This is a genomic window from Anabaena sp. EIM26, from assembly GCF_057568715.1.
Genome location: NZ_CM172472.1, coordinates 2,843,520 through 2,857,339 on the forward strand (window position 1 = coordinate 2,843,520; position 13,820 = coordinate 2,857,339).

General features: G+C 38.9%; 11 protein-coding genes. 7 read left to right on the plus strand and 4 right to left on the minus strand.

Going from position 1 to position 13,820, the window contains the following annotated elements; translation table 11 throughout:
• Positions 1 to 237: 237 nt before the first annotated feature.
• On the plus strand, positions 238 to 3,027 hold the full coding sequence (locus AC012T_RS12375) for an autotransporter outer membrane beta-barrel domain-containing protein (protein ID WP_487066130.1): 2,790 nt from the start codon (positions 238 to 240) through the stop codon (positions 3,025 to 3,027).
• Here AC012T_RS12375 and AC012T_RS12380 read toward each other — a convergent pair.
• A complete protein-coding gene (locus tag AC012T_RS12380; protein ID WP_487059178.1) occupies positions 2,953 to 4,293 on the minus strand; it encodes a transposase in 1,341 nt (446 codons plus the stop codon). The genes AC012T_RS12375 and AC012T_RS12380 overlap by 75 nt on opposite strands.
• Positions 4,294 to 4,414: 121 nt before the next feature.
• On the opposite strand from AC012T_RS12380, the gene AC012T_RS12385 reads away from it, so the two are divergent.
• Positions 4,415 to 5,524, plus strand: coding sequence for a bluetail domain-containing putative surface protein (locus AC012T_RS12385; protein ID WP_487066132.1), 1,110 nt, complete (start codon positions 4,415 to 4,417; stop codon positions 5,522 to 5,524).
• A gap of 171 nt (positions 5,525 to 5,695) precedes the next feature.
• Here AC012T_RS12385 and AC012T_RS12390 read toward each other — a convergent pair whose 3' ends face one another.
• Entirely contained in the window at positions 5,696 to 6,157 is a 462-nt protein-coding gene (locus AC012T_RS12390; RefSeq protein ID WP_487066134.1) for a hypothetical protein, read from the minus strand.
• Between the two features lie 27 nt (positions 6,158 to 6,184).
• Between AC012T_RS12390 and AC012T_RS12395 the strand changes: the two genes are divergently transcribed.
• The 5 genes from AC012T_RS12395 (at position 6,185) to AC012T_RS12415 (ending at position 11,218) form a co-directional block, all read left to right on the plus strand.
• Positions 6,185 to 6,367 (plus strand): hypothetical protein, encoded by a 183-nt coding sequence (locus AC012T_RS12395; RefSeq protein ID WP_487066136.1) that lies wholly within the window; start codon positions 6,185 to 6,187, stop codon positions 6,365 to 6,367.
• A gap of 254 nt (positions 6,368 to 6,621) precedes the next feature.
• Positions 6,622 to 8,382, plus strand: a complete 1,761-nt coding sequence (locus tag AC012T_RS12400) for a DUF389 domain-containing protein (RefSeq protein WP_487066138.1) — start codon at positions 6,622 to 6,624, stop codon at positions 8,380 to 8,382.
• A gap of 1 nt (position 8,383) precedes the next feature.
• On the plus strand, positions 8,384 to 9,298 hold the full coding sequence (locus tag AC012T_RS12405; protein ID WP_487066140.1) for a YihY/virulence factor BrkB family protein: 915 nt from the start codon (positions 8,384 to 8,386) through the stop codon (positions 9,296 to 9,298).
• 461 nt (positions 9,299 to 9,759) lie between these two features.
• Positions 9,760 to 10,263, plus strand: coding sequence for a DUF4112 domain-containing protein (locus AC012T_RS12410; RefSeq protein ID WP_487066142.1), 504 nt, complete (start codon positions 9,760 to 9,762; stop codon positions 10,261 to 10,263).
• A 19-nt stretch (positions 10,264 to 10,282) separates the two neighbouring features.
• A complete protein-coding gene (locus AC012T_RS12415) occupies positions 10,283 to 11,218 on the plus strand; it encodes an alpha/beta fold hydrolase (RefSeq protein WP_487066144.1) in 936 nt (311 codons plus the stop codon).
• 729 nt (positions 11,219 to 11,947) lie between these two features.
• On the opposite strand, the gene AC012T_RS12420 is transcribed toward AC012T_RS12415, so the two are convergent.
• Both AC012T_RS12420 and AC012T_RS12425 read right to left on the minus strand, forming a co-directional pair.
• Positions 11,948 to 12,301, minus strand: coding sequence for a hypothetical protein (locus AC012T_RS12420; protein WP_487066146.1), 354 nt, complete (start codon positions 12,299 to 12,301; stop codon positions 11,948 to 11,950).
• 299 nt (positions 12,302 to 12,600) lie between these two features.
• Positions 12,601 to 13,668 carry a D-alanine--D-alanine ligase family protein gene (locus tag AC012T_RS12425; protein ID WP_487066148.1) on the minus strand — a complete coding sequence of 356 codons (1,068 nt, stop codon included), beginning with the start codon at positions 13,666 to 13,668 and terminating at the stop codon, positions 12,601 to 12,603.
• Positions 13,669 to 13,820 lie beyond the last annotated feature (152 nt).

Consider the following 13,820-nt stretch of genomic DNA (forward strand, 5'->3'; position numbering starts at 1 on the left):
TAAGGGTCGCTACTGATATTTAAAGTTTTTATAAAATCTTTATGAAGCAAGTATGATTTGTATAAAATCACTTCTTAGTGCTGATATATGTAGTATAAAAGTGGCGATCGCTCCTGATTTGTAATTTTTTATGCAGCAGGGGCGATTTGCGTAAAATCTCAACAATGAAAGCTGACCAGCAGAAATTATTTGAGAGTCATAGAAAAATCAACAGTTCTAATTTTGTAGGAATAAATTATGTCTATATCTTTCTTTGATTTGTTTAGCTATGGAAAAAAAGCAAATAAGGGACGTGAAGTTATTGATGCTTTACATGATGTTGATCAGGCTTATAAAAACGTTCAGGGGCTAGATGCAAAATTTTTACGAGAATATGATGATCCAAGCAAAAGAGCAGAGAATAACATAGCATTAATTAATGCTGTTCTAGACTACAATGCTGCTGTTTTCAAGTCCGTTGAGAAGTATGTGCCGCTTTATCCAGCTTTACCATCGTTTCGTGGACTTTTACCTCCAATTGAATATCTGACTATGGCTGATAGGATATCTGGAGACCATGATACTGGACATCGTGCAGCACAAAGTATTCTGAATCCTGGTAAACCTTTACAAGAAGTTAAAGACCAATTTAACGCCGCCAAAAGCGTCGGCAGCCCAATCATTTTTGATTTTGACGGTGATGGTGTAGAAACTACTAGATTAAACGATGGCGCATACTTCGATCATGATGGTAACGGTTTTGCTGAACAAACAGCATGGGTAGGTAAAGATGATGGCTTACTCGTTTGGGATAGAAATGGAGATAGTCGCATTAATGATGGTAAGGAATTATTCGGCGATCAAACTATCTTGAAAAATGGCAATCGTGCTGCAAATGGTTTTCAAGCTTTAGCAGAACTTGATTCCAATGGCGACGGTAAAATTGATGCCAAAGACAGCAATTGGACAAATCTGAAAGTATGGAAAGACTCTAATGAAGATGGTTACAGCACACCCGATGAATTAATCAGTTTGGGTATTGCTGGAGTAAAATCTATCAATGTCAGTTATACCAATTCAAGCTACATTGATGCTCAAGGAAATGAACATCGCCAAGTGGGAAGTTTCACCCGCACGAATGGCACAACAGGTAAAGCTACAGATGTTTGGTTTCAGTCTGAAAAGACTTACACTATAGCGGAAACATGGCTAGATGTACCCTCTGATATTGCGGACCTTCCTGATTTAACTGGTTATGGCAATGTCTATGATTTACATCAAGCAATGGTCAGAGATACAAGCGGTACTCTGAAAAATTTGGTTAAGTCATTTGCTACAACTACTAATGCAGAACAAAGACAATCTTTACTGGATCAAATATTATTCAAATGGACAGGAAGTGAAGGGATTGATCCGGCGAGTCGTGGTGTAATGATAGACGCTCGAAAAGTTTCTGTATTAGAAAAATTTATCGGTGAATCTTGGAGTTATGCCTGGGAAAACCCTGGAACAAATGCTGGCATCGATCCAGGTGCTGCCAGTGTTTTACAAAGTGCTTATAGCAATTTATCTGAAATGGTATACTCCCAATTATTGGCGCAAACTGATCTCAAAAGCCTATACAACAGCATCAACCTGAGTTGGAACAGCACTACAAATCAGTTTGATTTTGATGTCAGTGCTACCATCACTGCGTTGCAAACCAAGTACACAGCAGACACAACTGCTGGTACTGCCTGGATGCTAGATTTTGGTAACAACCTCAAAACTATTGGTGGTGAGCTTGGGCAACAAGTATTAGCTGCCTTACAGCAACAAGGTAATATCGAGGTTCAGGGTTTTGCCTTCTTTCTAGCTGGGATGGGCAAAGCCATTATTGGTACAGCAAATAACTATATTCTAAACGGTGGTGTAGGAGATGACACTTTAAATACACTTGCAGGAAATTACACGATAGCTGGTTATACAGGTAATGACCGGGTAGTAGTTGATGTTCATACAGCTACTAAAGCTCTGACAATGAGTGGTGGTAATAATGGCACAATTACCGCTCCGGGAACTGCACTCATTAATTACACAAGTATTGAAGCTTTCTCTGTCACTGGTACTGCTTTTAATGACATTTTTAAAGGTGGGAATTTAGCTGACACTTTTGATGCAGGTGCAGGAAATGACACAATTACTATAGGTTTAGGACAGGATCACGTCACAGGTGGTACGGAAACTGACACCTTGATAGTTGATTATTCTAGCAACACTTATACGGGGTCTTCCTCTGGCATAACAACTTACAACAATTCTTATGCTAATACTAATGGTAGTTACAGTGGCTATTTCTCTGCGTATAAAGATAGCAATACTCGTGACAGTGTGAATTTTAGTGGCATTGAGAAATTCATCATTACTGGCACATTAGCAAATGATGATATCTACGGGGGTGCTAGTAATGACATTCTCAAAGGTGGTGCAGGAGATGATACTTTAAATGCACTGGCTGGAAATGACACTATAGATGGTGGTACAGGTAATGATCGGTTAGTAGTTGATTTTCGCACAGCTACTCAAGCTCTGACAATGAGTGGTGGTAATAATGGCACAATTACTGCTCAGGGAACTGCACTCATTAATTACACCAGTATTGAAGCTTTCACTATCATAGGTACTGCTTTTAGTGAAATTTTCAAAGGTGGTGCAGGAGATGACAATTTTGATGCAGGTGCAGGAAATGACACAATTACCACAGGTTTAGGATCTGATACTGTAGATGCAGGTGCAGGGAATGATACAATTACCACGGGCGTAGGACAGGATCACGTCACAGGTGGTACGGGAACTGACACCTTGATAGTTGATTATTCTAGCAACACTTATACGGGGTCTTCCTCTGGCATAACAACTTACAACAATTCTTATGCTAATACTAATGGTAGTTACAGTGGCTATTTCTCTGCGTATAACAATACTGTAGCCAAATTACGAGGGTTCAACGGCTGTAGAAGCATTGTGAATACGACCAAGAGAGGTAAGCTTGGCAAAAATCTGGGATAATAAAATAGGCTCAGGCTGTTGCGGAAGCATTTTTAATATTTCCCGAACATATCGAAAACCCCGACAATAAGCCTGAAGATCAACAATGCCAGCACCGGGATTATCTTCACGAAACTGAGCTAGAAGATAATGAGACAAATTGACCATAAAAAAAGAAAGATTAACAGCATTAGTCACAGCAGTTTGACCTCTGTTCATAAAATCTTCCAATCCCCAAAACTGTTTGGCATCTCGGAAATTAAATTCGATTTGGAAGCGCAACTTATAGTAGTCAATTATTTTTTCAGATGATAAAGTTAAGTCACTAGAAAACAGAATTACGTGACTGCGAGCATTAGTTTTGAGATTGGTTTTCACCAAAATAACTACATTCAGTGGTTGGCCAAATTCTTTGTGCAGTAGAGTAGCTTGATAAGTATCAGTTTTAATATCTTCTTCAAGACTACTTTGACGCAAATATGCCCCAGGAATATTACGCCAGTCCAACTTCTCTCCGTATTTACGACGGGAACGATGATTAGGGTCAGGATTGTGGTAAGGTATATATAATGCCGAATCGTGACGTAACTTGGAAATTATGTGTAACTTTACCTGCCTAGCCATCTGCAAAGCATTATTGTTCCCAAAGTGACCATCTACGACCAAGTAAGTGAGGGGAATAAAGTTAGCTATTAACTTAAATAGCTCATTAATCATCTTCTTAATTCTTAGCAATTCAGGTGTAAAAGTCACCTCCTTTTTATTTTTGTTTTTACTTCCTTTTGGTCGTCCCCGTCCACGTTTTTCTTGAGGTTTTACTTCTGGACTTGGCGAGACACTACTTTTTTCTACATCGCTTTTTATTACCTGTTCTATCTGAATCGGAAATGAGTGTCTTTGTTGAACACTTACTAATGATAATGTAAAGAAAGATAGTCCCAATATTGGTTTACTTATTAGACTGGAAAAGAACCTATCTAATCCATAGGTTTTTTTCCCGGCTTTGCTTATTACTACTTCGTCTCCTGCCAACAAATAAACATCATTTGGGCAGAACAAATGCCGCCGAAAAAACACCCAGAACACCGTTGTCCACGGTATGACTGTACGAAAAAATCTGATTACCGTCCGATAACTACCACCACTAAGCGTCCAACGCGATATTCCCAACATTGTGACTCGCCCGCTCATGGCTAACATGGCCGTGATGATCTGGCTTAACTGCCGCATCGTCGTCACTTTTATTTCTGGTAGTAGGCATTGCAACAGTGCTAGTATGTCAAACATGGGCTGTATGTGGCTTTCGAGTTGTCGTTGTGGAAGACTATAACTCTACTACATCAGCCCTCTTTTTATACTCTTTTTTTGGCTACAGTATTGGTATAAAGATAGCAATACTCGTGACAGTGTGAATTTTAGTGGCATTGAGAAATTCATCATTACTGGCACATTAGCAAATGATGATATCTACGGGGGTGCTAGTAATGACATCCTTAAAGGTGGTGCGGGAGATGATACTTTAAATGCACTGGCTGGAAATGACACTATAGATGGTGGTACAGGTAATGATCGGTTAGTAGTTGATTTTCGCACAGCTACTCAAGCTCTGACAATGAGTGGTGGTAATAATGGCACAATTACTGCTCAGGGAACTGCACTCATTAATTACACCAGTATTGAAGCTTTCACTATCATAGGTACTGCTTTTAGTGAAATTTTCAAAGGTGGTGCAGGAGATGACAATTTTGATGCAGGTGCAGGAAATGACACAATTACCACAGGTTTAGGATCTGATACTGTAGATGCAGGTGCAGGGAATGATACAATTACCACGGGCGTAGGACAGGATCACGTCACAGGTGGTACGGGAACTGACACCTTAATAGTTGATTATTCTAGCAACACTTATACGGGGTCTTCCTCTGGCATAACAACTTACAACAATTCTTATGCTAATACTAATGGTAGTTACAGTGGCTATTTCTCTGCGTATAAAGATAGCAATACTCGTGACAGTGTGAATTTTAGTGGCATTGAGAAATTCATCATTACTGGCACATTAGCAAATGATGATATCTACGGGGGTGCTAATAATGACATCCTTAAAGGTGGTGCGGGAGATGACATCCTCAAAGGTGACAGTGGGAAAGATACTCTCACTGGTGGTTTAGGAAAAGACCGTTTTGATTATTCCAAATTAACCGATTCTTTATTAAATGGATTTGATATCATCACAGACTTCAACGCTACAACTGGTAATGATTTATTCCGTGTTTCCACAGCACGATCCGGATTTGTCAAAGTCGGAGTAGTAAATACCCTAAATGCAGCAGATATCGGAACAAAATTAACAGCCACAGCCTTTAAATCTAATTTTGCAGCCCAATTCAGCCTTGGACAAAAAACCTTTGTCGCAATTAATGATGCAACAGCAGGGTTTAATGCTTCCACTGATGCCATTATTGAAGTTACAGGATTAACAGGAACATTGAATGTGAATAATTTTGTGATTAGTTAGGATCGTGAATCAAATAACCTGCAAGATTAAAACACTTGTAGGGACATAGCATTGCTCATTAGTTACAACTCAATTGAGAAATCTAGTTCCCCTCCTCGCTTGCGGGGAGGGGTTAGGGGTGGGGTGTTATGGCTGTGGGAAACCGGTTTAATCACAAATAAAGTCGAATCATTAACTCTTAGTTTCCTTATCTGCTCCTCTCAACTTTGTCAAACTATCAATAGCATCACCCAAGGCTGTGGTTAGGCTGTTGCGGGTTTGAGCGTGGTTGTCTTGCTCAATTTTCAAAGCTTGAATTAAGCGATCGCGCTCTTTAGTCACAGCGATGAATTTGGCTTGTAATTCCTCTACAGATTTTGGTGCTGCCAATTCTGACTCAATCGTCGTTGTCGGAGTTTCAGCAATGGTATCAGCGTTTATACCTTGCAATTTCTGAAGTTCAGCCTTTATAGATGTTATGGCTTGTTGGTGCATTTTGGCATCTGCACGACGTTGTTCTGATTCAGTATTATATAGTTGTCGCCATTTTTGTGAACTCTCCCAAGCCTCATCACGTTTTTGTTGAAGTTCAGCCATTTGCTGTTTCAGGGCTTGAATTTCCGCTAACCATTTTTGTGTTAAATCTTGAGTCATAGAAGGTTTTTGTAGTAATTGTATTTAATGTTTTTAATACAACCAATAGTAAGAATTCAGGAGTCAGGAGTTCGGAGTCAGGAGTCAGGAGTCAGGAGTCAGGAGTTCGGAGTTCGGAGTTCGGAGTTCGGAGTTCGGTGTCAGGAGTCAGGAGTCAGGAGTCAGGAGTTCGGAGTCAGGGGGAAGAAGAATATTTTTCTCTTCTGTTAAGAGTTCCCTGTTCCCTGCCATATCAAATATTCTGTATCCTGAATCCTTACAACCAATAGATTAGTAGACTAGAGAAAAAATTGCTACTGCTATTACAGCACATTGTAGGTAAATAAGATAAAAATACGCCGTGCTGAACTATCAAGCATCAAGCCGCTTTCATTTCTGTAGAGGTAAAGCGCAGTGTTAAACCCCTACTCCTGACTTCTGCTGTATATTGTTACTGATACTCAAATCTAGTTAGCAGTTAAATTATGTTTAGACAGTGGTTTGCTGATAACTTGGGAATTAGTCAAGCTCGGAAGGAACAAGTATACCTGGATCTATGTAGATCAGTAACTCTGGAAGATGTTAGTTATTGGATTCAGGTTTTATTTGCTGCGGGCATTGCTACACTAGGATTAGTCTTAAACAGCGCCGCTGTAATTATTGGCGCAATGCTAATTTCTCCACTAATGGGGAGTATTCTGGCAAATGGACTAGCATTGGCTGCCGGTGATGTCATCCTTGCTATGCGATCGCTTTTTAATCTTATCCTCAGTTGTATAGTTGCCATTTCCTTTGCTGTCTTCCTAGTGTCAGTATTACCATTTAAGGAAATGACGACTGAGATTGCAGCTAGAATTCGCCCCAATATCTTAGATTTAGTAGTTGCTTTATTTTCCGGTGCAGTTGGTTCAGTGGCAATTTGTAAAGAAGCAAAAGGAGTAGCAACTTCTGTCCCTGGAGTGGCTATTGCAGTGGCCTTAATGCCGCCTTTATGCGTTGTGGGTTATGGTATTGGTGTAGCAATTAGCGTGGATTCTGTCAAAGGACTACAGGTAGCTAGTGGTGGGGGATTACTATTTTTGACCAACTTAGTAGCAATTACATTCACTGCCATGCTGGTTTTTCTAAGTTTACATATTGATAATGATCAGGTAAAAAAAACAGTAAAAGCATGGAGAACAACAGATAAAGAAAGTTTGTGGATGCAGAATATTTTAGAAAAATTACCTGCATACAATAAACTGAAAAAAGTTGGAGGTCTTCCTGGCAGATTTTTGTTGATTTTTACTACCATTGGCATAATTAGTTTCCCACTCAATCAATCTCTCAGCCAACTCAGGCGTGAAATCGCTTTACAGCAACAGGAAAATAAAATTCGGAGAACAGCGACTGAAGTATGGCAGCAGAAATTTGAAAATTTCCCTAGTGGTGAAACACGTTCTTATATTAGTAATATATCAACTTCAGAAAAAAATAATAAACTAACAATTCAACTTCAGGTATTTAGCAGTAAAGAATACACGAATGAAGAAAAAAATAATTATATTCAAATATTGGCTTCTCGTTTGCAAAAATCACCAGAATTATTAGCATTGAAACTGATTGAAATTCCGACAGCATCAAATGAACTTGTCCGCCAATTAACTGTAGAAAACCCTGCTGAACAAGTTGTTAATATTGCTCAGTTGCAAGCTAATCTTTTCCAAGAAATGCAATTTTCTTTAAGTGATATACAACTTCCTCAACCAGCAAAATTAATTAATTACGAATTAATTAGTAGTCCTCTACAACTATTAAGTATCCGATTAATCTATCTGAGTGAAAGAGATATTGATAGAGATGCTCAAATACTCTTGGCAGATAATATTAGAAGTAAGCTTAATTACCAATCTGCGAAAGTGACGATGCAGAGAATAGAAACTAATTTAGGAATTATTTCTTTTGAAAAAGATCAATCAGTAGTGACACCAGCTAATGCTAAGTTGTTAGATCGTGCTGGTGAAATTTTACAGCAACAGCCTAATTTAAGCCTAGAGGTGATAGTTAACCAGGAACTAACTGAGTCACAAGATATTATTCAAGCGCGATCGCAAGCCATTCTAGAATACCTACAATTAAAATGGCAAATCACTGACTACAGGATAGATACACAAATAGGTACAGAACCTAAACCAAATGCCAAACTCCAAATTACAGTAGAATCACAGAAGAAGCCACCACTGGAAACTCTGCCAGAACCGCGCTAATATGATTAACCCTCGTTTTATCAGATTTTTTCGCCACCTCAATGGCCGAACACTGAAGAAAACCTTTGCCAAGACTATGGAGAGAAGGCTTTTAGGACTAGCTTCAGAAATTGCCTTTAACGCCATGTTATCGCTGTTTCCGGCTGTTCTGGCCGTGCTAACAGCTATTGGATTAGCAGGGAAATCATTGCAAAACACCTTTATTCAACTAACAGTGCAACTGAGTCAGATTGTACCCGAAGATGCGTGGATTTTAATTAGCGACTTTGCGAGTACAGAGATTGCTGAGTCTCAAAATAGGGGTTTGTTTTCTGTCAGTTTTGCGATCGCTATTTGGACAGCTTCTGGTGCCGTTAGTACAGCTATGACTGCTTTTGATCAAATTGAGCAAATTTCCCCAGAAAATATACGCCCTTTTTGGAAAGCTAAACTCATTTCTCTGGGATTAACAATTGGTACAATATTACTTTTAATTCTGGCTTCTTTTTTAGTATTTATTAGTGATTTACTTTTAGGAATAGTGGTAAATAGCAATCCTTATTTAGCATTCTTATTACCTCTTTGGAAACTGTTACAGTGGCCTTTAGCCTTAGTTATTGTTTCTGCCACTTTTAGTTTAGTCTATCGTTATGGGCCGAGCGTGTGGAAACCAGGCATACCATTGATGCCAGGGGCAGTTTTAGCAGCTATATTTTGGGCGCTAGTTTCTGCACTATTCCGGCTTTATGTTAGCAATTTCGGAAATTATAATAAAGTTTATGGTACAGTAGGAACTTTTATAGTATTAATGTTGTGGTTGTGGATGAGTGCCTTTGTTCTCCTTGTTGGCAACCAATTAAATGTCACTGTTGGCGAATTTATACAGACAAAAAGGGAGCAATTTGACAAAACAAATAATATAAATCAGTCAATATAGGTATTAGGTAAGGAGTTCGGAGTCAGGAGTTCGGAGTTAGGAGTTAGAAGCGTCAGATATTAGAGGGTGTTTGAAAAGTCTCCTTCCATGTCATGCTGAGGAACGTAGCATCTCAGTATGTGGGCTAAACTCCAGATTCTTCGTTGCGTAAGACTCCACATGGCTAACGCCACGCTATGCCTACGGCACACTACGTGAACGCGAACAGAATGACAAATTATACGTCCCTAAACTTTTCAAACATCCTCTTAAATGTCTATTGATTGTTGGTAAATTATCAAGTCTGATGCACCCTACAAAGCAAGCCAATTGGCTAAGTCTTGAATCCGTCAAAATGTCTTTGACAAACTACTAAAAACAGAGGAAGTTTACCAATTACCAATTACCAATTACCAATTACCAATTACCAATTACCAATCACCAATTACCAATTACTAATCACCAATCACCAATTATTAAAAATGTCTAATCCTCCTAATCGCTTTTCCATTGAACCTGATGGATATGCACCTAGATTAAAGCGTATACGTCAAATTAGTAGACTCTTAGATAATGCTATTACAATTCCTGGAACTCAGGTTGGGATTGGGTTAGATCCAATTCTCGGATTAATACCTGTTGGTGGTGATGTGTTGTCATTGATAGTTTCTATCTACATTATCATTGAATCAGCACAGATGGGTGTGCCTAGAGCTACATTAATCCGAATGGTTGCAAATATCATTATTGATGCTTTAGTAGGTGCTATCCCCATGTTGGGAGACTTATTTGATTTTGCCTGGAAAGCAAATAATTATAACATCAAGTTATTAGAAGATTACTTAGAATCTCCTGGTGAAAAAAAGAAAGTTGACCAGGTATTTATTATTACCCTTTTTGCTGGATTATTTTTACTTGCCATTGTCTTAATAGCATTACCCGTGATATTAATAAGAATGCTATGGAGTGCCTTAACTGGCGGTTAAATTAATTATTAATTACACAATGCAAAACTGGTGGCAAGTTAACTTTCCTAAAGGACAACAAAGTCTGATTATTCAAGATGCTAATGGATATACCGCACAAATCGCTTATGGCGAAAAAGGTACAGGTAAGCCGCTAATTTTATTACATGGTCTGGGCAGTTGGAGTTATAATTGGCGGCATAGTATCAAACCATTATCTAAAGATTTTCGGGTAATTTGTTTTGATGCTAAGGGCTATGGTTTTTCTGAAAAAAATCTATTCTGCCGAGAAAAAACTGGTCATCAAGTAATTGAATTAGAAAGAATTATTCAGGCTTTATGCGATGAACCACCTGTTATCGTCGCAGAATCTTTAGGTGCATTAGTTGCTTTAGCATTAGCTGCAAAAAATCCTCTATTAATTGGGCGTTTGGTAGTTATTAACGCGCCAATCTTTGTTGAACAGTTACCCCATTGGGCTATGGGATTACTTGCCCAAACACCGCTGGAAATCATACATACAATTGACTTTTTACGTTTAGCATATTGGTTTGCACCTATAGTTAGAGAGGTAATGGGTATAGAAAGACGTAAAGTGTTATTCGATCCTTCTATTCTCACAGAAGAAGATGTTTATTGGATAACTTATCCGTTTATTGAAATTCCAGGAACTTTGGTAAAGGTGGCAGAAGAGTTACAAATAGCAGTGCAAGAAATTGAAAATTTCCAAGCTAAAAAGCCCAATATGCTTAGTCAGATTCAAAGTAATCTTAGCAATATTGAATGTCCTACACTAATTTTATGGGGTGATCAAGATAGTTGGTTTCCTCTTAGTCATGGAGAGAAATTACATCAACATATCCCTAATTCACGGTTTCAAGTTTTGCATAACTGCTATCATGATGCCTCAACTGGTGCTTCTCAGGTAGTGAATTCAGAGATTATTAAATTTTTGCAGGATACAGATTTTTGTTAATCGAGGGCAGGAAAACCCAGCCCCTAAAGGTTTTGCGATTGAATGACTGTATCTCACTCAATTGCATACCGCTATATAGATTTTTTATGTTTAATTAAGTTGATCCCACCTGAGTTCGACATAAGATAATTTGTGGAAAACTCGTCCCCAGTAGGAGTCTCAAAGCCTTATTCTCTCGCTCTTAAAAATCATAACTCCGTTCGGCGAAGCCGTGCCGTAGGCATAGGAGAAACTCCTAACACCGAACTCAGGTGATCCCAATTATCCATAAAATAAGAGTGGGAGAAGGCATACCAATCGCCTTTAATCTCCCACTCTGCATTTGCTGCTGGAGCGTTCAGGAATATGTATAGACGCTGCCCGTTATTTAGGGGGGCTAAATTGTACGTCAACGACAGCGCCTGTATGCTGTGAATATTCCCTTGCAGCAAATGTTAAACTTGATTATTATTTTTTTTGCTGAACTCATAGTCCAGAAAATTGTAAGTAGATTGCTTTTTATCCCCAAGAAAGACTTTTTTAAAAAGCCTTTATCAGACTGATTTATTAATAGTAGTTGCCCCTGATAACAACACCCTTTAAGTCGTTTATCTTTTATTAATTTAACTGGGTTCTTTACAGATTGGTTGCCAAGTTGGCACTTTTTATCGGTTATCAATTTGAGAGGATGTTATTCAAGTATTCTGATTATTCTCAAAACCTTACACCCTATACTCTTCTTCAAACCCGTTATGGAAGTTTGAGTAAGCGGAAGATTACCCAGCAACCAGCAGCACAAGTCAGGGCGATCGCAATTATTAACCATGAAGGTGTAGCATTACTGGTATCAGTGAATTGTGTGATTAGTTCCGCACTGACTACTTTTAATGGTTTTTCTGCTTCTTTTTTTGGCACATCCCCAATATAACTTAGTTGATAATAACCAAAAATTGAGACTCCTACAGAAATTCCAAACAACCCTACAAACAAAAGCCAAGAATGCTTTAGCAACAGGTTTTTAGCTGGAGGTGTATTTTTTGATGCTTCTAAACTAGTTTCTGTTGATTGGTTTGGCTTTTGCTTTACACCGTCACTATTGTCCATAATTAATATCACGCTTGTATGCTCTAGTAAATTATTGTACTAGAAGACACAAGTGTTATGGCAGGAGTCAGATTTACTCAGCACTCGTTACTCAGCACTCACTACTCTTTAGTTGTCCGTTGCCATTATTTTAATTCGTAATACAGTTTTGTATTGGCAAAAATAGTTTTTACCCAAACTTTACAGAAACAGGACTTAAGCAAAACAAAAAGTAGCAGTAATTCATGAATTACCGCTACGTAATCATAAGATTTTCAGCTACATCTTGCGTGAGTCCTAAGAAAGATGCTCCTTTTCACTCAACCGTCGTTACTCTTTAAATGTCTTTCAATAGCTAATTGAATTAATTCGTCTACTAATTTGGGAAAAGAAATACCAGTATTCGCCCAAAGTTGAGGATACATACTTGTGGCTGTGAACCCTGGTAAAGTATTAATTTCGTTAATTAAAATTTCTCCGGTAGCTTCGATATAGAAAAAATCTACCCGTGCTAAACCAGCAGCGTCAACTGCTAAAAAGGCTTTTAATGCCATTTCTTGAATTTGCTGAACTACTGACTCAGATAGATGTGCGGGAATAAATAAATCGGCTTTACCTTGGGTATATTTAGTTTCGTAATCGTAAAAATCACTATCAAACGTAATCTCACCAATAACAGATGCTTTGGGGTTATCGTTACCTAAAACGGCACATTCTACTTCTCTAGCGACAACTCCGGCTTCGACAATGATGCGTCTATCATAGGTTGCGGCATTATCTAAAGCTGATTCTAACTCTTGGCGCGATCGCACTTTCGCAATTCCCACCGATGAACCCAAATTAGCAGGTTTAACGAAACAGGGATAACCTAGTGTTGCTTCAATTTCATCGCATAATTTCGGAAAAATACAAGGATTTGACCAAACTTGCGCCCTAGTTATCGCTTTATATTTTACCTGGGGTAGTCCAGCCTGAGCAAAAGCGGTTTTCATGCCGATTTTATCCATTCCCGTAGCCGAACCTAACACCCCAGAACCCACATAAGGGACTTGCATTAAAGTGAGTAAACCTTGAATTGTACCATCTTCACCATTGGGGCCGTGGAGAATAGGAAACCACAAATCAATTTCTGCTGTTTGCGGTGGAAACTCCCATAAATTAGGGGTTACGGCTAGATTTTCTCTAGCCACACCAGATGATAAAACTTGCTGTGCAACTTCCCCAGCTTGCCAAAAACCATCCTTTTGGATGTAGAAAGGCACAATTTCGTACTTATGACTATTTTCCTCTGCACTTAAAGCATTAGCGATCGCTCGTGCAGAAATTATTGAAACTTCATGTTCTCCAGAACGTCCACCAAACAGCAATCCCACCCGCAGCTTAGACATCTTCTGTACCTCGACACTATCTAAAGCAGATAGCGTACCACAGGGAATGCAATCTTAACCGATTAGATGTTCAAGAAATATACAGCAGGAGTTCGGAGTTTCTCCTATGCCTACGGCACGTCTTCGCCGAACGGAGACGCTACGCGAACGGA